The following is a 23,681-nucleotide window of genomic DNA, read 5'->3' as shown; positions in this document are numbered from 1 at the left end:
CTCGGCAGCATCTCAGACCCTCATACCGCGGCGACGGCCTCCCGCCACAGCGCCAGCCCCTCGTCGATCTGGTCGGCGTTCACCACCAGCGGCGGGATCATCCGCACGACGTTGCCCGCCGCACCGCAGGTCAGGAGCAGCAGCCCGGCCGAGGCGGCCGCCTGCTGGACCCGGGCGGCGGTGGCCGGGTCCGGCTCGCCGTCCTTGCCGACGAACTCGTTGCCCAGCATCAGGCCGAGGCCGCGCACGTCCCCGATGGCAGGCACGTCCGCCGCCACCTTCGCGAGGCCCTCACGCAGCCGCGCGCCCTGGGTGGCCGCGTTCTCGACCAGGCCCTCGGACTGGACGACGTCGAGCGTGGCGATCGCCGCGGCGCACGCGACCGCGTTGCCGCCGTAGGTGCCGCCCTGTGAGCCCGGCCAGGCCTTGGCCATCAGCTCGGCGGGCGCGGCGATGGCCGACAGCGGGAACCCGCTGGCCAGGCCCTTCGCGGTGATCAGCACGTCGGGCCGGACGTCGAAGTGGTCGTGGCCCCAGAACCGGCCGGTGCGCCCGAAGCCGGTCTGGACCTCGTCGACCACGAGCAGGATGCCGTGCTTGTCGGCGCGCTCGCGCAGGCCGCGCATGAACACGCTGTTCGCGGGCACGTACCCGCCCTCGCCGAGCACCGGCTCGACGAAGAACGCGGCGGTCTCGGCGGGTGAGGTCAGCGTCTGCAGCGTGTAGTCCAGCTCGCGCAGCGCGAACCTGGTCGCCTCCTCCTCGCTCCAGCCGTAGCGGTAGGCCGTCGGGAACGGCGACACCACGACACCACCCATGAGCGGCGCGAACCCGGCGCGGAACTTGGTCGCCGACGTGGTCATCGACGCCGCGCCGATGGTGCGGCCGTGGAACGAGCCGTGGAAGACCACCACGTTCGACCGGCCGGTGGCGTGCCGGGCAAGGCGCAGGGCGGCCTCGACCGCCTCGCTGCCCGAGTTCACGTAGAACAGTGAGTCCAGGCCCTGGGGAAGCACCTCGGACAGCCGCTCCGACAGCGTCAGCAGCGGCCGGTGCATGACGGTCGTGTACTGGCCGTGGATCAGCTTCCCGGCCTGCTCGCGGACGGCCTCCACCACGCGCGGATGGCAGTGCCCGGTGCTGGTCACCCCGATGCCTGCGGTGAAGTCAAGGAACTGGCGCCCGTCCTCGTCGTAGAGGTACACACCCTCGCCGCGCTCGGCGAGCACCGGCGTCGCCTGCTTGAGGATCGGGGACAACTCAGCCATCAGTACACCCTCCCTGTGGATTGTCGACAATCCTACGGATGGGTTGGTCAGGTGGCTACCCTTCCTTGACGGCCTGGAGGGTGAAGCTCGCGGCGAGCCGTCCCGGCCGGTCGGAAAGGCGCCACTCCCCGTGCTCATCCCTGGTCATGTGGCCCGGCAGCGCCTCCCACGGCACGCTGTCGTGCTCGGCGAGCCCGGTCAGCCGCAGCCCGGCGCCGAGGAGCCCGGAGATGGTCTCGCCGAGACCGTGGTTCCAGCTGTGCGTCAGCCCGTGGCCGAACACCGTGTCCTCGCCAGTGTAGGTGCCCGAGTACTCCTCGGCGATCGGCTCCTCGGTCTCGAAGTACGGGTAGTGCGGCAGCAGATCGTCGCCGAGGGCCATCAGCATCGGGTGGCCCTCCCGGACGAACAGCCGTCCGCCCGGCCGCAGCAGCCCGGCCACCACCCGCGCCCACCGCGCCACGTCCGGCAGCCAGCACAACGCGCCGATGCCGGTGTAGACGAGGTCGAACCGGCCCGCGCCGAGGACGTCGACCGCGTCGTACACGTCGGCCTCGTGGAAGTCGATCTCCGCACCGGCGAGCCGCCGGGCCTCACGCAGCGAGGCCGGGGACAGGTCGAGACCGCTCATCCGCGCCCCGAGCCGGGCAAGCGAGACCGTGTCGGTGCCGATGTGGCACTGCAGGTGCACACCGCGCAGACCGGTCACGTCGCCGAGCAACGGCAGGTCGAACCGCACGACATCGCTCAGATACGCCGGATCGGCGAACCGGTCGAAGCCGTACATCGCCGACGCCGCGTGCGCGGGCGCCCGCTCGTCCCAGTTCGCCCTGTTGATCGTCAGGTAGTCCACGGCCAGGACACTGCCAGAGCGACGCAACCGAATTGATGCGTCTTGCCCTCCGGGGGCTCCTCGGAGGCAAACCGGCGAGGCAAACGCAGCCGGTGGATCCAGGTTCAGTGGCCTAGTTACCGCGCGTGATCCATTCCTCCAGGTGTGGCGCTTCCGCTCCGATCGTGGTGTCGTCGCCGTGGCCGGTGTGGACGACGGTGTCGGCGGGCAGCGTGAGCAGTTTGTCCCGGATGGAGTCGATGATCGTCGGGAAGTCCGAATGCGACCGGCCGGTCGCGCCGGGGCCGCCCTGGAAGAGGGTGTCGCCGGTGAACACGACGCCCAGTTCGGGGACGTGGAAACACACCGCGCCCGGGGCGTGGCCGGGGGTGTGCAGTACCCGGACCTCGGTGCCGCCGACACGCAGGACGTCGCCGTCGGACAGGGTGTCCGCCGGGCGCGCGTCGTCGTGGGCGAGTCGCCACAGTACGTCGTCGGCCGGGTGGAGCAGGACGGGTGCGCCGGTCAGCTCTGCCAGCGCTGGGGCGGCGTTGACGTGGTCGTCGTGGGCGTGGGTGCAGGCGATGGCGAGCACCTCCCGGTCCCCGACGGCCGTCGCGATGGCCGTGGCGTCGTGGGCCGCGTCGATCACCAGCACCTGCTTGTCGTCACCGAGGAGCCAGACGTTGTTGTCCACCTCCCACGAGCCGCCGTCCAGGTTGAAGGTGCCCGACGTGACGACCTTCTCCACCCGCATCAGAACATCACCACCGAGCGCAGCACGTCACCGTGGTGCATCTTGGTGAACGCGTCCTCGACCTGGTCCAGCGCGATGGTCTCGGAGACGAACGCGTCGAGGTCCAGCCTGCCCTGCTGGTAGAGGTCGACGAGGTAGGGGAAGTCGCGGGAGGGCAGGCAGTCGCCGTACCAGCTGGACTTGAGCGACCCGCCTCGGGAGAAGAAGTCGATCATCGGCATCTCGAGGCGCATGTCCGGCGTCGGCACGCCGACGAGCACGACCGTGCCCGCGAGGTCGCGGGCGTAGAAGGCCTGCTTCCAGGTCTCCGGCCGGCCGACCGCCTCGATCACCACGTCCGCGCCGAACCCGCCGGTCAGCTCCCGCACCGCCTCGACCACGTCGCCCTGCCCGGCGTTGATGGTGTGGGTGGCGCCGAAACCCTTGGCCCAGGCCAGTTTCCGGTCGTCGAGGTCGATGGCGATGATCTTCGTGGCCCCGGCGATCCGCGCGCCGGCGACGGCCGCGTTGCCGACACCACCGCAGCCGATCACCGCGACGCTGTCGCCCCTGGTGACGCCGCCGGTGTTCACCGCGGCGCCGATCCCGGCCATGATCCCGCACCCGAGCAGGCCGACCGCGGCGGGCGAGGCAGACGGGTCCACCTTCGTGCATTGTCCACTGTGGACGAGAGTCTTCTCGGCGAACGCGCCGATGCCGAGCGCTGGCGAGAGCGCGGTGCCGTCGGTGAGCGTCATGGGCTGGGACGCGTTGAACGTGGCGAAGCAGTACCAGGGCCGCCCGCGCAGGCAGGCACGGCAGGTGCCACAGACGGCACGCCAGTTGAGGATGACGAAGTCGCCCGGCTCGAGGTCGGTCACCCCGTCGCCGACGGACTCGACGACCCCGGCGGCCTCGTGTCCCAGCAGGAACGGGTACTCGTCGTTGATCCCGCCCTCGCGATAGTGCAGGTCGGTGTGGCAGACCCCGCAGGCCTGGACCTTCACCACCGCCTCGCCGGGCCCGGGATCCGGCACGACGATCGTCGTGACCTCGACCGGAGCGCCCTTCGACCGGGCAATGACGCCCCGAACCTCCTGAGCCATGTGCCCACCCTTTCCCATGCACCGTTGCGTAGGTGTACTTCTACCAGCCCCGACCCCGGACCGGTCTGCCACGCAACCCGAACCCGGTCGATTTGCGACGTCAGCCGGGCGGGCTGACCATGATCGGACCAGCGATACGGACGAGGGGCGGCCGATGGACACCCAGGCGTCACCGTCGTCGACCGAACTCGGCGCGCCGAGCACCGGACGCCGGGTCCTGATGCTGGTGCTGGCCACGGTCGGCTTCACGGTGAACTTCTGGGCGTGGGCCCTGCTGAGCCCGCTCGCTCCGCTCTTCAAGGACAGGCTCGACCTGACCTCGTTCGAGCAGGCGCTGCTGGTCGCGGTCCCGGTGGTGGTCGGGTCGGTGGGGCGGATCCCGGTCGGCGCGCTCACCGACCGGTTCGGCGGCCGCCTGATGTTCCCGCTGGTCTCGGTGATCACGATCGTGCCGGTGCTGTTTTTGGGCCTCGCCGGGCACGACTCGCTGGCCGCGTTGCTGGTCGGCGGGTTCGTGCTCGGCATGGGCGGGACGACGTTCGCGATCGGCGTGCCGTTCGTCAACGCCTGGTTCCCGCCGAGCCGGCGTGGTCTCGCGATCGGCGTGTTCGGCGCAGGCACGGGCGGCACCGCGATCAGCGCGCTCACGACGGTGCCACTGGTGAACTCCGGCAGCGTGGCGACGCCGTTCGTGGTCACCGCCGTCGTGCTCGCGGTGTACGCGGTCGTCTCGGCTCTGCTGCTCCGGGACGCGCCGGGACGCACCGTGCCGACCGGGTCCATCCGGCGCCGGGTGCTGGACACCGCCCGGCTGCCGGTCACGTGGCAGGCCTCGGCGCTGTACGCGGTGGCCTTCGGCGGGTTCGTCGCGTTCTCCGTGTACCTGCCCGCGTACCTGCAGACCGCCTACGGACTCGCCCAGAGCGACGCCGCCAACCGCATGGCCGGGTTCGTGCTGCTCGCGGTGGTGGCGCGACCCACGGGCGGGTGGCTGTCCGACCGGTTCGACCCCGTCCGGGTGCTGACCGTCTCGTTGATCGTCGTGACCGCCGGTGCGGCGCTGCAGGCGTTCACCCCGCCACTGATGCCGCTGGGCACGATCGCCTTCCTCACCATGGCCGCCGCGCTCGGGGCGGGCAGCGGCGCGGTCTTCGCACTCGTCGCACTGCTCGCGCCCGCGAACAAGGTCGGCTCGGTCACCGGGATCGTCGGCGCCGCCGGCGGCCTCGGCGGGTTCGTCCCGCCACTGGTCATGGGCGCCCTGTACGGCGCGGTGTCCTCCTACGCACTGGGACTGGCCGCGCTGGCGATGGTCGCCGCCGCGGCCGCGGCGTTCACCTGGACCGCGGTGCGCCGCGCCGCGGCGGGTGCCACGGCGTGAGCCCGTTCACCGACCGCCAGGAGGCACCGACCCGTGGCCAGTGACGTCACCCGCGACACCGGAATGGACACCGGACTCACCGAGGCCCTGGTGCGGACCCGACGGTTCTTCACCCGCGCCGACGTCTCCGCCGACCTGCGGACCCTGCACAAGATCGGCGGCAGGCAGGCGGACGAGTTCTACCGGGACCGGTGGAGCCACGACAAGGTGGTGCGGTCAACGCACGGGGTGAACTGCACCGGCTCGTGCTCGTGGAAGGTCTATGTCAAGGACGGGATCATCACGTGGGAGACCCAGCAGACCGACTACCCGTCGGTTGGCCCTGACCGGCCCGAGTACGAGCCGCGCGGCTGCCCGCGCGGCGCCGCGTTCTCCTGGTACACCTACTCGCCGACGCGGGTGCGCTACCCGTACGTGCGGGGTGTGCTGCTGGAGCTGTACCGGGCGGCGAAGGAGGCCACCGGCGACCCGGTGTTCGCCTGGGAGTCCATTGTGGACGATCCGGAGGCCGCGCTGCGGTACAAGTCGGCCCGTGGCAAGGGCGGCCTGGTGCGTGCGTCGTGGGACGAGGCGACGGAGATGGTCGCGGCGGCACACGTGCACACCATCAAGCGGTACGGCCCCGACCGCGTCGCGGGGTTCTCGCCGATCCCGGCGATGTCGATGGTCTCCCACGCGTCGGGGGCCCGGTTCGTGTCGCTGCTCGGCGGGGCGATGCTGTCGTTCTACGACTGGTATGCCGACCTGCCGGTCGCGTCCCCGCATGTGTTCGGCGACCAGACCGACGTGCCGGAGTCCGGCGACTGGTGGGACGCGGGCTACCTGATCATGTGGGGCTCGAACGTGCCGGTGACCAGGACCCCGGACGCGCACTGGATGGCCGAGGCCCGCTACCGGGGCCAGAAGGTCGTCGCCGTCGCCCCGGACTACGCCGACAACGTCAAGTTCGCCGACGAGTGGCTGCCAGCACGCCCCGGCACGGACGGCGCGCTGGCCATGGCCATGGGGCACGTGATCCTGCGTGAGTTCTTCGTCGACCGGCAGGTCGGCTACTTCACCGACTACGTGAAGCGGTACACCGACCTCCCGTTCCTCGTCCGCCTCGACGAGGACGGGCAGGCGCACCGGCCGGGCAAGTTCCTGACCGCCGCCGACCTCGACGGCCAGGACGGCACCGAAAACGCGGCGTTCAAGACGGTGCTGCTCGACGCGGCCACCGGCGAACCCGTGGTGCCGAACGGTTCCCTTGGCTACCGGTACGGCGAGCAGGGCGAGGGCCGGTGGAACCTCGACCTCGGCACCGTCGACCCGCTGCTGTCGGTCCACGGTGGTCAGTCCGTCGTGGTGGACCTGCCGCGCTTCGACACGGCGGATGGCACGGACGGTGCGGTGCGGCGCGGGGTGCCGGTCCGCCGGGTCGGCGGGCACCTGGTCACCACCGTGTTCGACCTGCTGCTCGCCCAGTACGGCGTGCACCGGGACGGACTGCCCGGCACGTGGCCGACCGGGTACGACGACGCGACCGAGCCGTGCACGCCCGCGTGGCAGGAGGCCATCACCGGCGTGCCCGCGCGGGCGGCGGCGCGGATCGGCCGGGAGTTCGCGGCCAACGCCGAGGAGTCCCGAGGCCGGTCGATGATCATCATGGGCGCGGGCACCAACCACTGGTTCCATTCCGACACCATCTACCGCGCGTTCCTCACGCTGACCACCCTGACCGGCTGCCAGGGCGTCAACGGTGGCGGCTGGGCCCACTACGTCGGTCAGGAGAAGTGCCGCCCGGTCACCGGCTGGTCCCAGCTCGCGTTCGGACTCGACTGGTCCCGGCCGCCCCGGCAGATGATCCAGACCGCGTACTGGTACCTGCACACCGACCAGTTCCGCTACGACCGGCGCCCGTCGCTCGGCGGCATGAGCACCGCGGAGCTGATCGCGATGTCCGCGCGGCTCGGCTGGATGCCGTCGTACCCGACCTTCGACCGCAACCCGCTCGACCTGGCCGACGACGCCGAGAGCGCCGGTGTGCCCGCGGCGGACTACGTGGTGTCGGAACTGAAGGCGAGCAGGCTGGGGTTCGCGTGCGAGGACCCTGACTCGCCGGAGAACTTCCCCCGGGTGCTGAGCGTGTGGCGGGCCAACCTGCTCGGGTCGTCGGCCAAGGGCAACGAGTACTTCCTCAAACACCTCCTCGGTGCCGACTCCTCGCTGCGCGAGGCGGAGGTCGGCGCACCGAAGGGCAAGCTGGACCTGTTGCTGTCACTGGACTTCCGGATGACCAGTACGACCATGTTCTCCGATGTCGTGCTGCCCGCGGCGACCTGGTATGAGAAGCACGACCTGAACACCACCGACATGCACCCGTTCGTGCACTCGTTCAACCCCGCGATCGCGCCACCGTGGCAGACCCGCACCGACTGGTCCGCCTTCCAGGCGATCGCGGACGTGTTCAGCAGGCTCGCGGAGGCACATCTCGGCGTCCGCAACGACGTGGTGGCGACGCCGCTGATGCACGACACCCCCGACGAGCTCGCCACCCCGCACGGCCGGGTCGTGGACTGGCGGGCGGGCGACTGCGAACCGGTGCCCGGTGTCACCATGCCCAGGTTGACGGTGGTGGAGCGCGACTACCCCGCGATCGGAGCGCGGATGAAGGCACTCGGCCCGCTGGCCGACTCCCTCGGCGCCACCACGAAGGGTGTCACGTTCACACTGGACCGCGAGGTGGAGTACCTGCGGCACAAGAACGGCACCATCCGCGGCGGCCCCGCCGACGGCCGCCCGTCACTGGTCCGGGACATCCACGCCTGCGAGGCGATCCTCGCCCTGTCCGGCACGACCAACGGCCACCTCGCCACGCAGGGCTTCCGCACCCTCGAGAAGCGCACGGGCACCCGGCTCGCGGACCTCGCGGCGGAGCACGAGGGCAAGCAGATCACCTTCGCCGACACGCAGTCCGCGCCGGTGCCGGTGATCACCTCCCCGGAGTGGTCGGGCAGCGAGACCGGCGGGCGCCGCTACTCCCCCTTCACGATCAACGTCGAACGGCTCAAACCGTGGCACACGCTCACCGGCAGACAGCACTTCTTCCTCGACCACGACTGGATGACGGAGCTGGGTGAGCAGCTGCCGGTGTTCCGGCCACCGCTGGACATGACCGCGTTGTTCGACGAACCACGCATCGGCGAACAGAGCGAGCTGGGCCTCACGGTGCGCTACCTCACGCCGCACAGCAAGTGGTCCATCCACTCCGAGTACCAGGACAACCTGTTCATGCTCAGCCTCTCCCGCGGCGGACAGAGCATCTGGATGTCCACACAGGACGCCGCGAAGATCGGCGTCGCCGACAACGACTGGATCGAGGCGGTCAACCGCAACGGTGTCGTCGTCGCGAGGGCGATCGTGTCGCATCGTATGCCGGAGGGCACCGTCTACATGCACCACGCACAGGACCGGCTCATCGACGTGCCGCTCAGCGAGACGTCCGGCAAGCGCGGCGGCATCCACAACTCGCTGACCCGCCTGATGATCAAACCGTCGCACCTGATCGGCGGCTACGCCCAGCTGTCGTTCGCCTTCAACTACCTCGGCCCGACCGGCAACCAGCGCGACGAGGTCACCGTGATCCGCCGCCGGGGCCAGGAGTGAGGTACTCGTGATGCCGAACGTAGCTTGCGGAGTGAGCAGATGACACCGAACGAAGCTTGCGGAGTGAGCAGACGACACCGAACGAAGCTTGCGGAGTGAGCAGACGACACCGAACGAAGCTTGCGGAGTGAGCAGACGACACCGAACGAAGCTTGCGGAGTGAGCAGATGACACCGAACGAAGCTTGCGGAGTGAGCAGATGACACCGAACGAAGCTTGCGGAGTGAGCAGATGAAACTGATGGCGCAGATGGCGATGGTCATGAACCTCGACAAGTGCATCGGCTGCCACACCTGCTCGGTCACCTGCAAGCAGGCGTGGACCAACCGGTCGGGTGTCGAGTACGTGTGGTTCAACAACGTGGAAACCCGCCCTGGACTGGGCTATCCGCGTACCTACGAGGACCAGGAGCGGTGGCGCGGCGGCTGGTCGCTGAACCGGCGCGGACGGCTGAAGCTCAAGGGCGGCGGGCGGCTGCGCAAGCTGCTGACCATCTTCTCCAACCCCAAGCTCCCCGGCATCGACGACTACTACGAGCCGTGGACCTACGACTACGAGACCCTCATCTCGGCTCCTCGGCAGGAGCACACACCGGTCGCCCGGCCACACTCGCTGATCAGCGGCAAGCCGACGAAGATCACCTGGTCGGCGAACTGGGACGACAACCTCGGCGGCGCACCCGACAACGGCCACCTGGACCCGATGCTCAAGGGCATCGAGGACAAGGTCCGCTTCGAGTTCGAGCAGACGTTCATGTTCTACCTGCCGCGCATCTGCGAACACTGCCTCAACCCGTCCTGCGTGGCGTCCTGCCCGTCCGGCGCGATCTACAAACGCAGCGAGGACGGCATCGTCCTCGTCGACCAGGACCGCTGCCGGGGCTGGCGGATGTGCGTGTCCGGCTGCCCGTACAAGAAGATCTACTTCAACCACCGCACCGGCAAGGCGGAGAAGTGCACCTTCTGTTTCCCGCGTGTCGAGGTCGGCCTCCCGACGGTGTGCGCGGAGACGTGTGTCGGGCGGCTGCGGTACATCGGGCTGGTCTTCTACGACGCGGACAAGGTGCTCGAGGCGGCGTCCACACCGGACGAACACGACCTGTTGGAGGCGCAGCGCGAGGTCTTCCTCGATCCGCACGACCCGGCCGTGATCCGCGAGGCGGAACGGGCAGGCATCCCCCAGGACTGGATCGAGGCCGCCCAGCGCTCACCGATCCACGCGCTCATCAACACCTACCGGGTGGCGCTGCCGCTGCACCCGGAATACCGCACGATGCCGATGGTCTGGTACATCCCGCCGCTGTCGCCGGTCGTCGACATCGTCCGCGACACCGGCCACGACGCCGAGGACCACGGCAACCTGTTCGCCGCCATCGACGCGCTGCGCATCCCGGTCGAGTACCTCGCGCGGCTGTTCACCGCGGGCGATCCCGGCCCGGTCAACGCGGTGCTGCGCAAGCTGGCCGCCATGCGCAGCTACATGCGCGACATCAACCTCGGCCGCGAACCGAGGGAGGCGATCGCCACCGACGCCGGGATGACCGGCGAGCAGATCTACGACATGTACCGGCTGCTCGCGCTCGCCAAGTACGACGAGCGCTACGTCATCCCGCCCGCCCACGCCGAACAGGCCCACGGCCTCGAGGAGCTGGCGACCGAGTGCAGCCTCGACTACGAGGGCGGACCGGGCATGGGCGGCTCTGGTCCCTTCGGGGAGAGCTCCGGCGGCGGCCAGTCACCGATCGCGGTGGAGAACTTCCGCATGCTCCGCGACCGGCAGACCGCCGACTCCACCGCGTCCCCGGCCGACAAGGGCAACCGGGTGAACCTGCTCAACTGGGACGGCAAAGGCCGCCCGGACGGCCTCTTCCCGCCGGAGAAACCGTGAACGCCCACCACGCCACCGCTTGGCAGCTCCAGTCGCTGCTGATGAGCTACCCGGACGAAGGGCTCCTCGACCGCCGTCCGCTGCTGCGTGACGCGGCCGCCACGCTGCCCGGCCCGCTTGGCACGCCGCTGCGTGGCTTCCTCGACCACGTCGACCGGACCCCGCTCATCGCGCTGGCCACCGACTACGTCGCGACGTTCGACCACCGCAGGCGGTTCAGCCCGTACCTGACCTACTTCGCCTACGGGGACACCAGGAAGCGCGGCATGGCACTGCTGCGGTTCAAGCACGCGTACCGCACGGCGGGCCTGCTGCTCGACGATTCCGAGCTGCCCGACCACCTCGCCGTCGTGCTCGAGTTCGCCGCGACCGGTGACGCGGCGACGGGGCGGCGGCTGCTCGTCGAACACCGTGCCGGGCTGGAGCTGATGCGGCTCGGCCTGCACGAGACGGGTTCCCCGTGGCGCCACGTGCTGGACTCCGTGTCCGCGACGCTGCCGCCGCTGGCCGGCCGCGACCACGACGCGGTCGCCCGTCTCGCCGCGGCGGGCCCGCCGGAAGAGGAGGTGGGCCTCGATCCCTATGCCGCGCCCCTGTTCGGTGGCGGCACGTCATGACCATCCTCGACACCCTGTTGTGGGTCGCCGTGCCCTACGTGTCGATCGCGATCTTCATCGTGGGCCACGGGTGGCGCTACCGCTACGACAAGTTCGGCTGGACCACCCGCTCATCGCAGCTGTACGAGAACCGCCTGCTGCGGCTGGGCAGCCCCCTGTTCCACTTCGGCATCCTGCTCGTCGCCGTCGGCCACGTCGGCGGGCTGCTCGTGCCCAAGTCGTGGACCGAGGCCGTCGGGATCAGCGAGACCGCGTACCACGTCGCCGCTGTCGCGCTCGGCGTCGCCGCCGGGTTCTGCACCCTCGCGGGTGCCGCGATCCTGGTCTACCGCCGCCGCACGGTCGGCCCGGTGTTCTCGGCCACCACCCGCAACGACAAGGTCATGTACGTCCTGCTGGTCGGCACGATCGTGCTCGGACTCGGCACCACGGTGCTCGGCAACCTGACCGGCGACCCCCACGACTACCGCGATTCGGTGTCACCATGGTTCCGGTCCATCTTCTACTTCCAGCCCCGGCCCGAGCTGATGGCGGCGGCTCCACTCGGGTTCCAGCTCCACGCCTTGTCCGCGTGGGTACTGTTCGCTTTCTGGCCCTTCAGCAGACTCGTGCACGTGTTCTCGATGCCCCTGGGCTACCTGACCCGCCCATATATCGTCTACCGCAGCCGAGACCGCCAGCTGGGCAGCCGACCACCACACCGAGGATGGGACCGAGTGCGATGACCGACCACCCCGCCGTCACCGCTGTCGACACGATCGCACCGGAGTTGCTCGACCAGGCCCGAGCGCACGCCGCCCGACGCGCCGCACGGACCCTGGTGTCCGGGACCTCCCAGCGCGCCACGCTCATCGCACTGACCGAAGGCGCGGGCATGTCAGACCACGACGCACCGACGGCCGCCACGCTCTATGTGGTCACGGGCACGGTCGAACTGCACACCCACGACAAGAAGTGGCTGCTGAACAAGGGCGACCTCGCGGTCACGCCACCACAACGCCACGGCCTGACCGCCGTCACCGACACCGTCGTACTGCTCACCGTCGCCCTCCGCTGACCGCTCGACACCGTTAGTTCCGGGGAGGCGGACCGGCCGGGCGGTAGGTCGGGAGGATCGAGCGTGGGATGGGGCCCTTGTTGCGCTTGCCCTGCGTGGTCTCCTCCCAGGCGTGGGCGAGGATGCCGACGCTGCGGCTGAGCACGAACAACCCGCGGGCGAGTTCCGGGGCGAACCCGAGTTCGGCGTAGATCACCGCGGTGGCGCCGTCGATGTTCATCGGGACGGGCTTGCCGCGGCCCTCGTTGAGGAACGCCTCGACCGCGCGGGCGGCACGCAGGTATCTGCCATCGACCACGCCGTCCGCGACCGCCTGGTCGACGAGGGTCAGGAGCGGGTCGCGGCGGGGGTCCACCGGGTGAAAGCGGTGACCGAATCCCGGGAAGTAGCGGTGGCGCTCGACGACCTGTGCCACGGCCGCGTCGAGGTCCTCGCCCGCGTCGGTCGCGTCGATGATCTCGGTGAGGGCCGCCACGCACTGCTGGCCCGCGCCGCCGTGTGCGTCGCCGAGGGCGTTGACGCCGGACGCCATCGCGTTGTTGAGGCCGACGCCGCACGTCGCGGTCATCCTGGCGATCGCGATCGACGGGGCCTGCGGGCCGTGGTCGACCGACGCGACCAGCGCCGCCTCGAGCAGCGCGGCCTGGCGGGCACCGGGCAGTTCGCCGAGGACCATGAGCCAGATCATGGCGACGAAACCGACCGAGCCGATCAGCTCCTGGACGGGGATGCCGCGCAGGTCCAGCTCGCCGGGCGCCATGCGCACGATGCCGGTGGCCCACCAGTCCGCCGACTCCGACTCGGTGCTCACCGGTCGTCCTCCGCCGCGGTGACGGGTTCGCGCCACCGCGCGACGAACTCCTGCTGCTCGGCGTTGTGCTCGCCGAGCACGGGTGGTGGCGCCGACGGCCGCAGTGGCTCCCCGTCGATCAGCACGCCGTTGCCGCTGGCCCGCACGACCCGGCCGTCGCCGTGGCCGTCGGGGCCGGGGAACGGGACCTCGGTGAAGAACCCCCGGTGCGCGAGCTGTTCCGACTCGACCGCCTGCGGCACGGACAGGATCCGCGCGGCGGGCACGCCGATCGCGGGCAGCACCTGCTCCCACTCCTCCGCTGTGCGCTTGCGCAGTTCCTCGGTCAGCTCGGCGTTCAGCGCGTCGCGGTTGTGCTTGCGCGCCTCGCGGTCGGCGAAGCGCGCGTCGACCACGAGGTCGTTCCGGTCGAGCAGCCCACAGAGCTTCTCGAACTGGGCCTGGCGGTTGGCGGCGATGTTGAGCAGCCCGTCGGCCGTCTCGAACGTGCCGGATGGCGCGGCGGTGACGTTCTGCTGCCCCATCGGCGCCGGCCGCACCCCGCTGATCACGTAGTGCGACACGGCCCAGCCCATCGCCGAGATCGACGCCTCGAGCATCGACAGGTCAAGAAAGCAGCCCTCCCCGGTCCGTTCGCGTCCCACGAGCGCCGAGGAGATCGAGAGCGCGGCCATCAGGCCGCCGACCGTGTCGCAGACCGGGAAGCCGACGCGCAGCGGCGCCGTGTCCTCGGTGCCGGTGATGCTCATCATTCCCGACAGGCCCTGGATGATCTGGTCGTACGCGGGTGCCTGGCTCATCGGGCCGGTCTGGCCGAAACCGGAGATCGCGCAGTACACCAGCGCCGGGTTGAGCACCCGCAGCCGTTCCCAGCCGAACCCGAGCCGGTCGAGCACGCCCGCGCGGAAGTTCTCCAGCAGCACGTCGGCGCCGCGCACCAGGTCCTCGAACACCGCCCGCTGCGCGGCGTCCTTGAGGTCCAGCTCGATCGACTTCTTCCCCGCGTTCTGGGCCAGGAACGACGCACCGAGCCCCGCGTGGTTCAGCTCCTCGTCGGGGCCGAGATGGCGGGCCAGATCCCCGGAGCCGGGCACCTCGACCTTGAGTACCTCGGCACCGAACAGCATGAGCTGATAGCTGCAGTAGGGGCCGGCCAGGACGTTCGTGAGGTCGAGCACCCGGATACCGCGGAGTGGTTTTTCTTCCATGCGTCAACTCCTTCTGCGGGGAAACGCAGAATTTGAGGGAACGACCGCACCGGTCGCCGGGCTTGTACCGGGCTACAGCCGGAACGGGTGGTCGAAGCCCCGTTCGGTCATGTGCGCGGACACCTCGGTGAGCGCGGTGACGAACTCGGTGATCCGCTCGTCCGGGAAGCGCACGGTCGGTCCGGACAGCGACAGCGCGGCGATGACCGAGCCCGTGCGGCCGACGACCGGGACGGCCACCGCGGACAGCCCCGTCTCGCGCTCACCGTGGCTGAAGGCGTACCCGCGCACGGCCGCCTCGTCGATCTGCGCGCGGAGCGAGTCGACGTAGTCCTGTCCGTACGGTGAGCTCCTCGCCACGCGTGCGAGGTGCGCGCCGTCGACGTTGCGCAGCAGGATCTTCGACGACGCGCCCGCCCACAGGGGCAGCTCGTCGCCGACGTGCACGACGTGGCGCAGTGGCTGCGGACTCTCCTGCTGCGCGACGCAGACGCGGTAGATGTCGCGGGCGACGTAGAGGTTGACGGTCTCCCGCTCGCGCTGCGCGAGCCCGCGCATCAGGTCCTTGGTCTCCGGCGGCAGCTCCCAGCTGCCCCTCGCGAGGTGCGCCCAGCGCCACAGGCTGGGGCCGGCCATGTAGCCCTTGGCGGTGGCCCACAACAGCCCGTTCTGTTCGAGCGTCTGCACGATGCGGATGACCGTGGTCTTGGCGAGGCCGGTCGCCCGCACGATCTCCGACACCGAGATCGCGGGCTGGGCCTCGGTCAGCAGCCCCAGGATGTCGATGGCGCGCTGCACACTGCGCACCCCCTGGGTCTCACCGGCACCTTCCCCGGAGTCACCCTCGGTGTCCCAGCGGTGCTCGGCGGTCTGGTCCGTACCGGTCGGCTTCACCACAACATCCCCTCTGCCTTCGCATCGTCGGCCGTCCCTGCTGCCGCCATAACGTCTTCGGCTCGAAGGCTTGCCAGCCGCTGGTGGCGAGCCGTACGTTACACGCAGTCCGCACAGTGGTCCATACGTACCGCTTGATGGTTCACCGAGGAGAACACTGGTGTTGCACGAGGTTCTCGACACGGCCACCACCGACCTCCCCGCCGAGGCCCCGGCCTACATCGCGGGCCAGTGGACGACGGAGACGACGCCTGCCGAGCGGATCGGCCCGTACGTCCGCGCGGTCGTCTCGCGGTCCTACCCGGCCACGCCCGGCCAGATCGAGACCGCCAGGGCGTTCGCCGCGGCGGGCGCCCGCACGGTGGCCGAGCTGGCGCCAGCGACCCGCGCCGGGGTACTCGAGAGAGCGGCAGGGCTGGCGACCGAGCACCGCGCCGCCTTCGCCCGTCTCATCGCACTGGAACTCGGCAAGCCGGTCAAGGACGGACTTGGCGAGATGGACCGGGTGGCGGACACGTTCGCCGTCTGCGCGAGCGAGGCCCGCGCGATCGGCGGCGAGACGGTGCCGGTGGCCGGGTGGGCACGCGGGGTCGGCAACACGGCACTCACCTACCGCGCGCCCGCCGGGGTCGCGCTCGCCATCACCCCGTTCAACGCGCCGGCGAACCTGTTGGCGCACAAGCTCGGCGCGTCGTTCGCCGCTGGCAACACGACGCTGGTCAAGGCGCCACCCCAGGCACCAGCGACCACGACGGCGATGATCGCGCTCGTGCTGGCGGCGGGGATGCCCTCGGCGGCGGTCCAGCTGTTGCACGGCGGCGGAGACGTCGGCGCGGCGTTGTGCGCGGCGCCGGAGGTGAGCGTCATCAGTTTCACCGGCAGTCCCGAGACGGGCAACGCGGTCGCCAGGGCGGCGGGTGCGAAGCGGCTCGTCCTCGAACTGGGCGGGAACGCCGCCACGATCGTGTGCGCGGACGCCGATGTCACGCACGCGGCACGGATCTGCGCACGCACCGGCTACTCCAACTCCGGGCAGAGCTGCATCTCGGTGCAGCGGGTCTACGTGCAGCGGTCCCGGTTCGACGAGTTCCTCGGCATCTTCGCCACCGAGGTCGACGCGCTCACCGTCGGCGATCCACTCGACCCGGCCACCGACGTCGGGTCCATGGTCGACGAGGCGTCCGCCACCCGCGTCGAGACGTGGATCGCGGAGGCGACGGCACGCGGCGCACAGCTCGTCGCGGGCGGCAAGCGCGACGGCGCGACGCTGCGGCCGTCGGTGGTCGCCAACCCGGCCCCGGACGCCACGCTGGTGACCGAGGAGGTCTTCGGCGCGCTCGTCGTGGTGCTGCCGTTCGACGACCTCGACGCGGTCGTCGAGACCTGCAACGCCAGCAGGTTCGGCCTGCAGGCCGGCCTTTTCACGAACGACCTCGCCACGGTCATCACGGCGTGGCGCGAGCTGGCGGTCGGCGGGCTCGTCGTGAACGGGTCGTCGAACTTCCGGCTCGACCACGTGCCGTTCGGCGGCGTGAAGGACTCCGGCTTCGGACGGGAGGCACCGAAACAGATGATCGACGACTACACCGTCGTCAAGACGCTCATCCTGCGCGGCATGTCCATCTGGGGGCAGGCATGACGACCACGGCGGCGGAAGCACTCGTCCGGCAGCTCGAGTCCTACGGCGTCGAGTACGTGTTCGGCGTCTGCGGGCACACGAACATCGCCTTCCTCGACGCCCTGGGGCGCAGCGACATCAGGTTCGTCATCGCGCGGCACGAGCAGGCCGCCGCGCACGCGGCCGACGGCTACGCGCGGATGACCGGCAGGCCCGGTGTGCTCCTGGTCCACGTCGGACCCGGGATGATGAACGCGGTCACCGGGGTCGCGACCGCGGCGCTGGACTCGGTCCCTCTGATCACCATCGCGGGCGACATCCCCTCCTACTACTACGGCAGGCACCCCCACCAGGAGGTGAACCTGCACACCGACGCCGACCAGACCGCGATCTACCGGCCGTTCGTGAAGCGGGCGTGGCACGTGCACCGGGTCGAGGACCTGGCGAGGTTCACCGAGCGCGCGTTCTGGACCGCGACGTCCGGGCGCCCCGGCGCCGTGCTCGTCAACGTCCCCATGGACCTGTTCTCCCGGCAGGTGCCCGAACAGACGGCGACCGCCTTCCCGCTCGTCGGCCACTCCCCGGCACCCGCGCTGCCGCTCGCGGAGGCCGAACGCATCGCCGAGGCACTCGTCACCGCGGCGCGGCCGCTCATCTACGTCGGTGGCGGGCTGCGGAACGAGCCGGGCCGGGCCGCCCTGCTCCGGCTGGCGGAACACCTGGACATCCCGATCGCGCACTCCCTCATGGCGAAGGGAACCGTCGACGACCGGCACCCGCTCGTGATGGGCATGACCGGGTTCTGGGGCCTCGACCTGACCAACAAGTACACAATGGACGCCGATGTCGTGCTGGCGCTCGCGACCCGCTTCGCCGAGACCGACGCTAGCTCGTGGAACTCCGACTACACCTGGCACTTCCCGCCGGGACGGCTGATCCAGATCGACATCGACCCCGCCGAGATCGGCCGCAACTACCCGGTCGAGATCGGCGCGGTGGCGGACGTTGGCCTCGCCGTCGAGGCGATCGCGGACGCCGTGGTCGCGCTGAGCCCGAGGGGCACCGAGCGGTCCGGCCTGCTCGAGACGATCCGCACCGAGCGCCAGGACCTGTTCGCGAGCAGCCGGGAACGGGGCACCAGCACGGACTTCCCGTTGCGGCCGGAGCGGATCCTCGCCGACCTGCGTGACGCGCTGCCCGCCGACGCGGTGCTCGTCACCGACGTCGGCTGGAACAAGAACGGCGTCGCGCAGTGCTACGAACTGCCACCGGAGGGCCGGTTCATCACGCCGGGCGGGTTGTCCACCATGGGTTTCGGTCCGGCGGCCGCGATCGGGGTGCAGATCGCGGCACCGGAGCGGGTGGTGGTCGCGCTCGTCGGCGACGGCGGGATGAGCGCGCAGCTGCCCGCCGTGCCGATGGCCGTGGAGCAGGGTCTGCCGGTGATCTTCCTGGTGATGAACAACCGGGCGCACGGCACGATCGCCGACCTGCAGGCCGCGAGCTTCGGCGCCAGCTTCGGCTGCGAGTTCCGCGATCCGGACGGCAACCCGTACTCGCCCGACTTCGCCGCCTACGGCAGGGCATGCGGCGCGGACGGCTATCTCATCGAGAACACGGGCGACCTGGCCGTCGCGCTTCGCGAGGCCATCCAGCGGCGCCGACCGGCGGTGCTGGACGTACCGATGGTGAACGAACCCGTGCCCACACCAGGACATTGGAACATCAAGGACATCTACCGCGGCGCGTTCGACTGACCCCGCCGATCCCCACAATGAGGTGAGAGTTTCATGGCCAGAAAACGAACGATCCGGTTAGTTACCACAGTGGTCGCGCTCGCCGCCGCCGCAGGCACCGCGTGCAGCGCGCCGGGTAGCTCCGGCTCCTCGGAGGAGAGCACCGACGGTCCCTTCAAGATCGCCGTCGTCAACGCGCAGAGCGGGCAGCTCAGCTCGCTCGGCCAGTGGGAGTGGAAGGGCGCCAAGCTCGCGGCGGACGAGTGGAACGCCAAGGGCGGCATCAACGGCAGGCAGATCGAGCTGGAGCTGTTCGACGACCAGGGCGACCCGACGGTCGGCACGAACCTCGCGCGCAAGCTCGCGAGTGAGGGCTTCGCCGCGATGATCGGCACCGCGGAGAGCGCGGTCACCGTCGCCATGATCCCCATCCTGCAACAGGCCAAGATCCCGAACATCACGTCGGGCCAGTCACCCGCGATCGCCGCCGCCGGCAGCCCGTTCGCGTTCTACAACGGACCGACGAGCGTCACCTACGACGAGACGCTCGCGAAGTACCTTGTCGACGACAAGGGCCTCAAGAAGATCGCCCTGATCTCCAACAACGGCTCCTACGGCAAGGGTGAACGCGAGGCGTTCACCAAGGCACTCGCCGGCCGCGGTGTCACACCCGTCGACGACCAGGTCGTGACCACCGACCAGAAGGACTTCAGCGCGGCGCTGACCTCCATCCGGCAGAAGGCACCCGATGTATTGTTCGTCGGCGCCGAGGAGGTCGCGGCGGGGCTGATCGTGAAGCAGGCCCGTGAGCTGGGCATCACGGCCACCGTGGCGGGCGCCGCGCCGATGGGCACGCCGGTCTACCTGGAGACCGCGGGCACGACGAACGCGGAGGGCACGGTCGTCAGCTCGCCGTACCTGAGCAACGACACCGACGACGCGTCCAAGGCGTTCGCCAAGGCCTACCAGGAGGCGCACGGCGAGGAAGCCGAGATGCACGGCGCGAAGGCCTACGACGGCGCGAACATCATCTTCACCGCGCTGGAGTCCTCGGACGGCGCCACGGGCGAGAAGCTCGCCGACGCGATCCGGGGGACCAAGTACGACGGCCTGCTGGGCGACTTCGCCTACGACGAGACCGGCGTTGGCATCCACGAGACGTCCATCGGCGTCATCACCGCAGGCAAGCTCGCCGCCGAACCCGCCAGCTGACCCTTCCCGGAGCCGGGCACGCCATGCCGTGCCCGGCTCCGGCCAGGTTACGAGGACGACTATGGAAGTCTTTTTCCAAACGCTTGTCGGCGGGCTGGGTTTCGGCGCCGTCTACGCCCTTGTCGCGATGGGGTTCTCGATCGTCTACCGCACGATGGGCCTGGTCAACTTCGCCCACGGGCAGGTGGTGATGATCGGCGCCTACGCGGCCTCCACCTTCTACATGACCGCGCACCTCCCGTTCTTCATCTCGATCCCGGTCGCCATGCTCGTCACCGGCCTCATCGGACTGGTCATCGAGCGAGTGCTGCGGCCGTTGGAGAACAAGGACTTCGACCTCATGCTGATCGGCACCATCGGCTTCGGCATGGTGCTGGAGGCGCTCGCGACGATCACCTGGGGCGCCACCGGACACGCCGTGCCGACCCCGGTGGACACCGAGCCGCTGGACGTGTTCGGCATCCGCATCCGCACCTACAGCCTGGTCGTGCTCGGCATCGCCGCGCTGGCGACGGTCGCGCTCGTGCTGTTCCTCCAGCGCACCAAGCGTGGCGCGGCCATGCAGGCGGTGGCGATGGACCACGAGGCCGCCACGGCGGTCGGCATCCACGTCGGCAGGAGCAACGCCGTGGCGTTCGCGATCGGCGCCGGGCTCGCCGCACTCGCCGGTGCGCTCGTGGCGCCGATGCTCTACGTCAACCCGACCCTCGGCGGCTCGCTCGGTATCAAGGGGTTCGCCGCCGCCATCCTCGGCGGCTTCGGCAACATCCCGGGCGCGATCGTCGGCGGGCTCGCCATCGGCGTGCTCGACTCGTACGCGGCCGGGCGGTTCCAGGCCTACTCGGAACTGGTGGTGTTCCTGGTGTTCACGGTCATCATCATGGTCAAACCGACCGGGTTGTTCGGCGAGCGGACGGTGAACCGGGCATGAGCGGAGCTTGCGGAGCCTGCGGAGCGCCCCGGCGCCACACAGCGGGCGAGGGGGCGTCATGAGCGGAGCCTGCGGAGCGAATCATCGATGTCCAGGACGACACCTCGAACGCGGAGGGCGCCGGAGAAGCGGAGCCTGCGGAGCGTTCCGGCGCCACGCAGCGGGCGAGGTGCCGTCATGAGGCTGCGTATCGCCGCGTTCGGCGTGGCCGGGGTCGCGGCCTGGTTCCTGCCTTATGGGCTGGACATGTACGGCATCCACGTCGTGGACATCGCGATCGTGTTCGCCTTGCTGGCGGTCGGGCTGGGGCTCGCGATGGGCCTCGGCGGCCAGATCAACCTCGCGCAGGTGGCGTTCTTCGGGGTGAGCGCATATGCCGTGGCGATCCTCACCACCAGGGCAGGCTTCGGGTTCTGGACCGCCGCCGTGCTCGCCATGCTCGCCGCCGCCCTCATCGGGCTGTTCGTCGGGATCCCCGCGCTGCGGATGCAGTCGCACTACCTCGGCATCGTGACGCTGGGTCTGGCGCTCGCGTTCACGAACTGGGTCACCAACAGCACCATCACCGGCGGCGCCGACGGCCTGTCCGGTGTCCCGGTCCCCCCGCTGTTCGGCATCGACCTGTCCAGCGAGTACCTGTACTACTACCTCGAACTGATCGTGTTCGCGCTCGCGCTGGCGTTCGCGGGGTTCGTCGCGCACACCGGCCTCGGCAGGCGCATGCGGGCCATGCGGGACGACTCCCTCGCCGCGGGCGCGATCGGCGCGCCGGTCCCGATCCTGCGGATGGCCGCGTTCGTGCTCGCGAGCCTCTACGGTGGCGTCGCGGGCGTGCTCTACGCCGGGCTGATCCGGTACGTGGCACCGGAGACCTTCAGCATCGCCAACATGTTCCTCCTGCTCGCCATGGTGATCATCGGTGGCAGGCAGAGTATCCTCGGCTGTGTCATCGGCGCCATCGCGCTGTCGCTGCTGCGTGAGGTCCTGGTCGACTTCTCGGTCTACGCCCAGCTCGGGTTCGGCGCGGTCGTGGTGCTGATGGTCGTGTTCGCGCCGACGGGGCTCGCGGGCATCCCGTCCAGGGTGCACGCCCTGCTCCGCCGCAGACGGACCGACGACCAGCGTGCCACGCTGCGCCCGTTCACCCCGGCCGGGACCACGGCGGCACAGGACGGCGCCGGGCTGGAGATCTCGGGCATCGGCAAGAACTTCCGCGGGCTCAAGGCGCTGTCGGAGGTGTCGATGTCGGTGCGGCCCGGCGAGATCCGTGGCGTGGTCGGGCCCAACGGTTCCGGCAAGACCACGCTGTTCAACATCGTCAGCGGCATCTACAGCGTGTCGTCGGGGTCGGCGTCGGTCGACGGGAAGGTCGTGACCGGCCGCAGGCCCTACCAGCTGTCCAAGGCCGGGCTCGCGCGGACGTTCCAGAACCTGCGGCTGTTCGGCCAGATGACCGTGCGGGACAACGTGCTCGTCGCGCTGGACCGCTCGTCCATGTGGGCCGTGTGGCGCTACCTGCTGTGGCCGGTCGGCATCCTGCGTGCCGAGCGGGATCTGCGTGCCCGCGCCGACGCCCTCCTCGACCAGTTCGGGCTGACCGACTTCGCCGACGCGGCACCGAGGTCACTGCCCTACGGCATCCAGCGCAGGCTCGAGATCGCGCGGGCGATGGCGACCCAGCCCCGGTTGCTGCTCCTCGACGAACCGGCGGCGGGCCTCAACGGCCAGGAGGTCGGTCAGCTGAGCGAGATCGTCCGGTCCATTCGCGACGGTGGGGTGACGGTGGTGCTGATCGAGCACAACATGGGGCTCGTCATGTCCCTGTGCGACCGGGTGACCGTGCTCGCCAGCGGGAGCGTCATCGCGGACGGCACACCGGCCGAGGTCGCCGTCCGCCCGGAGGTCATCGAGGCCTACCTCGGCGACTCGATGAACACGTCGGACATCGCAGCGGAGGTGGCCACATGACCACGACGGCCGAGGAGACGGTCAAGGCGGACGAGCTGGTCGTCTCCGGTCTGTCGGTCAACTACGGCGGGGTGCGGGCGGTCAGCTCGGTGAGCTTCACCGTCGGCCCCGGCCAGTGCGTCGGCATCATCGGCGCCAACGGCGCGGGCAAGACGTCCACGCTGAAGGCGCTGATGGGCCTCGTGCCGAGGACCGCGGCGGAGATCCGGTTCGGCGACCACGATCTCATGAAGGTGCGGGCACGCAACGTCGTCCGGCACGGCATCGGCTACGTCCCGGAGGGCAGGCACGTGTTCCCCGGGCTCACGGTGGAGAAGAACCTGCTCCTCGGCGCCTACATCCGGAAGTGGACGGGCGAGACCCGCGAGACCATGCAGGAGGTCTTCGACCTCTTCCCGATGCTCGGGGAGATGCGGCACCGGCTCGCGGGCGCGTTGTCCGGCGGGCAGCAGCAGATGCTGGCGGTCGGCCGCGCGCTGATGTCACAGCCACGGCTGATCCTGCTCGACGAGCCGTCGATGGGCCTGTCCCCCAAGCTCATCGAGGACATCCTCGCCGTGCTGCAGCGGCTGAGCGCCGCGGGCCACGGCCTGCTGCTGGTCGAGCAGAACGCGAAGCTCACGTTCGAGGCGACCGAGACCTGCTTCGTCATGGAGAACGGCGAGGTGGCGATGACCGGCACCTCGGCCGAGCTGAGCCGCGACCCCCGCGTGCGGCAGATCTACCTGGGTCTGTAGCCGGGTGGCGGGCGGTGCCCCCCCCGCCACCCCCCCC

General features: G+C 70.2%; 19 protein-coding genes. 12 read left to right on the top strand and 7 right to left on the bottom strand.

Annotation, left to right across the window (positions count from 1 at the left end):
- Positions 1 to 20 precede the first annotated feature (20 nt).
- The 4 genes from WBA97_RS18240 to WBA97_RS18225 form a co-directional block, all read right to left on the bottom strand.
- A complete protein-coding gene (locus WBA97_RS18240) occupies positions 21 to 1,268 on the bottom strand; it encodes an aspartate aminotransferase family protein (RefSeq protein WP_424232042.1) in 1,248 nt (415 codons plus the stop codon).
- A 55-nt stretch (positions 1,269 to 1,323) separates the two neighbouring features.
- Positions 1,324 to 2,121 (bottom strand): class I SAM-dependent methyltransferase, encoded by a 798-nt coding sequence (locus WBA97_RS18235; protein ID WP_424232041.1) that lies wholly within the window; start codon positions 2,119 to 2,121, stop codon positions 1,324 to 1,326.
- A gap of 112 nt (positions 2,122 to 2,233) precedes the next feature.
- Positions 2,234 to 2,857 (bottom strand): MBL fold metallo-hydrolase, encoded by a 624-nt coding sequence (locus tag WBA97_RS18230; RefSeq protein ID WP_424232040.1) that lies wholly within the window; start codon positions 2,855 to 2,857, stop codon positions 2,234 to 2,236.
- The gene (locus WBA97_RS18225) at positions 2,857 to 3,942 is read right to left on the bottom strand and encodes an S-(hydroxymethyl)mycothiol dehydrogenase (protein ID WP_424232039.1); all 1,086 of its coding nucleotides are present in this window, start codon (positions 3,940 to 3,942) and stop codon (positions 2,857 to 2,859) included. The genes WBA97_RS18230 and WBA97_RS18225 overlap by 1 nt, the downstream gene beginning before the upstream one ends.
- Before the next feature lie 154 nt (positions 3,943 to 4,096).
- Between WBA97_RS18225 and WBA97_RS18220 the strand changes: the two genes are divergently transcribed.
- The 6 genes from WBA97_RS18220 (at position 4,097) to WBA97_RS18195 (ending at position 12,529) form a co-directional block, all read left to right on the top strand.
- Positions 4,097 to 5,323 carry an MFS transporter gene (locus tag WBA97_RS18220; RefSeq protein WP_424232038.1) on the top strand — a complete coding sequence of 409 codons (1,227 nt, stop codon included), beginning with the start codon at positions 4,097 to 4,099 and terminating at the stop codon, positions 5,321 to 5,323.
- Positions 5,324 to 5,386: 63 nt separating this feature from the next.
- Positions 5,387 to 8,968 carry a nitrate reductase subunit alpha gene (locus tag WBA97_RS18215; RefSeq protein ID WP_424232058.1) on the top strand — a complete coding sequence of 1,194 codons (3,582 nt, stop codon included), beginning with the start codon at positions 5,387 to 5,389 and terminating at the stop codon, positions 8,966 to 8,968.
- Positions 8,969 to 9,199: 231 nt separating this feature from the next.
- Positions 9,200 to 10,855: a nitrate reductase subunit beta gene (narH, locus tag WBA97_RS18210; protein ID WP_424232037.1), complete on the top strand. Its 1,656-nt coding sequence runs from the start codon at positions 9,200 to 9,202 to the stop codon at positions 10,853 to 10,855.
- A 41-nt stretch (positions 10,856 to 10,896) separates the two neighbouring features.
- The gene (narJ, locus tag WBA97_RS18205) at positions 10,897 to 11,472 is read left to right on the top strand and encodes a nitrate reductase molybdenum cofactor assembly chaperone (RefSeq protein WP_424232057.1); all 576 of its coding nucleotides are present in this window, start codon (positions 10,897 to 10,899) and stop codon (positions 11,470 to 11,472) included.
- Complete coding sequence (narI, locus tag WBA97_RS18200; protein WP_424232036.1) at positions 11,469 to 12,197, top strand: respiratory nitrate reductase subunit gamma; 729 nt, start codon at positions 11,469 to 11,471, stop codon at positions 12,195 to 12,197. The genes narJ and narI overlap by 4 nt, the downstream gene beginning before the upstream one ends.
- Positions 12,194 to 12,529 (top strand): cupin domain-containing protein, encoded by a 336-nt coding sequence (locus WBA97_RS18195; protein WP_424232035.1) that lies wholly within the window; start codon positions 12,194 to 12,196, stop codon positions 12,527 to 12,529. Before narI ends, WBA97_RS18195 begins: the two co-directional genes overlap by 4 nt.
- Positions 12,530 to 12,542: 13 nt before the next feature.
- Here WBA97_RS18195 and WBA97_RS18190 read toward each other — a convergent pair whose 3' ends face one another.
- From WBA97_RS18190 to WBA97_RS18180, 3 genes are all read right to left on the bottom strand, one after another.
- Positions 12,543 to 13,340 (bottom strand): citryl-CoA lyase, encoded by a 798-nt coding sequence (locus WBA97_RS18190; protein ID WP_424232034.1) that lies wholly within the window; start codon positions 13,338 to 13,340, stop codon positions 12,543 to 12,545.
- Positions 13,337 to 14,548 carry a CaiB/BaiF CoA transferase family protein gene (locus WBA97_RS18185; protein ID WP_424232033.1) on the bottom strand — a complete coding sequence of 404 codons (1,212 nt, stop codon included), beginning with the start codon at positions 14,546 to 14,548 and terminating at the stop codon, positions 13,337 to 13,339. The genes WBA97_RS18190 and WBA97_RS18185 overlap by 4 nt, the downstream gene beginning before the upstream one ends.
- A 72-nt stretch (positions 14,549 to 14,620) precedes the next feature.
- Positions 14,621 to 15,442, bottom strand: coding sequence for an IclR family transcriptional regulator (locus WBA97_RS18180; protein ID WP_424232032.1), 822 nt, complete (start codon positions 15,440 to 15,442; stop codon positions 14,621 to 14,623).
- Between the two features lie 160 nt (positions 15,443 to 15,602).
- Between WBA97_RS18180 and WBA97_RS18175 the strand changes: the two genes are divergently transcribed.
- The 6 genes from WBA97_RS18175 (at position 15,603) to WBA97_RS18150 (ending at position 23,644) form a co-directional block, all read left to right on the top strand.
- The gene (locus WBA97_RS18175; protein ID WP_424232031.1) at positions 15,603 to 17,081 is read left to right on the top strand and encodes an aldehyde dehydrogenase family protein; all 1,479 of its coding nucleotides are present in this window, start codon (positions 15,603 to 15,605) and stop codon (positions 17,079 to 17,081) included.
- Positions 17,078 to 18,817 (top strand): thiamine pyrophosphate-binding protein, encoded by a 1,740-nt coding sequence (locus tag WBA97_RS18170; RefSeq protein WP_424232030.1) that lies wholly within the window; start codon positions 17,078 to 17,080, stop codon positions 18,815 to 18,817. The genes WBA97_RS18175 and WBA97_RS18170 overlap by 4 nt, the downstream gene beginning before the upstream one ends.
- A gap of 33 nt (positions 18,818 to 18,850) precedes the next feature.
- Positions 18,851 to 20,008 (top strand): ABC transporter substrate-binding protein, encoded by a 1,158-nt coding sequence (locus tag WBA97_RS18165; protein WP_424232029.1) that lies wholly within the window; start codon positions 18,851 to 18,853, stop codon positions 20,006 to 20,008.
- A 61-nt stretch (positions 20,009 to 20,069) separates the two neighbouring features.
- Positions 20,070 to 20,939 carry a branched-chain amino acid ABC transporter permease gene (locus WBA97_RS18160; RefSeq protein WP_424232028.1) on the top strand — a complete coding sequence of 290 codons (870 nt, stop codon included), beginning with the start codon at positions 20,070 to 20,072 and terminating at the stop codon, positions 20,937 to 20,939.
- Between the two features lie 177 nt (positions 20,940 to 21,116).
- Entirely contained in the window at positions 21,117 to 22,907 is a 1,791-nt protein-coding gene (locus WBA97_RS18155) for an ABC transporter permease subunit (RefSeq protein ID WP_424232027.1), read from the top strand.
- Positions 22,904 to 23,644 carry an ABC transporter ATP-binding protein gene (locus WBA97_RS18150; protein ID WP_424232026.1) on the top strand — a complete coding sequence of 247 codons (741 nt, stop codon included), beginning with the start codon at positions 22,904 to 22,906 and terminating at the stop codon, positions 23,642 to 23,644. The genes WBA97_RS18155 and WBA97_RS18150 overlap by 4 nt, the downstream gene beginning before the upstream one ends.
- Positions 23,645 to 23,681 lie beyond the last annotated feature (37 nt).

It is taken from the genome of Actinophytocola sp. (assembly GCF_049647105.1).
In the GTDB taxonomy this organism is placed as follows: Bacteria; Actinomycetota; Actinomycetes; order Mycobacteriales; family Pseudonocardiaceae; genus Actinophytocola.
This window is presented reverse-complemented; position numbering and strand designations above follow the sequence as displayed.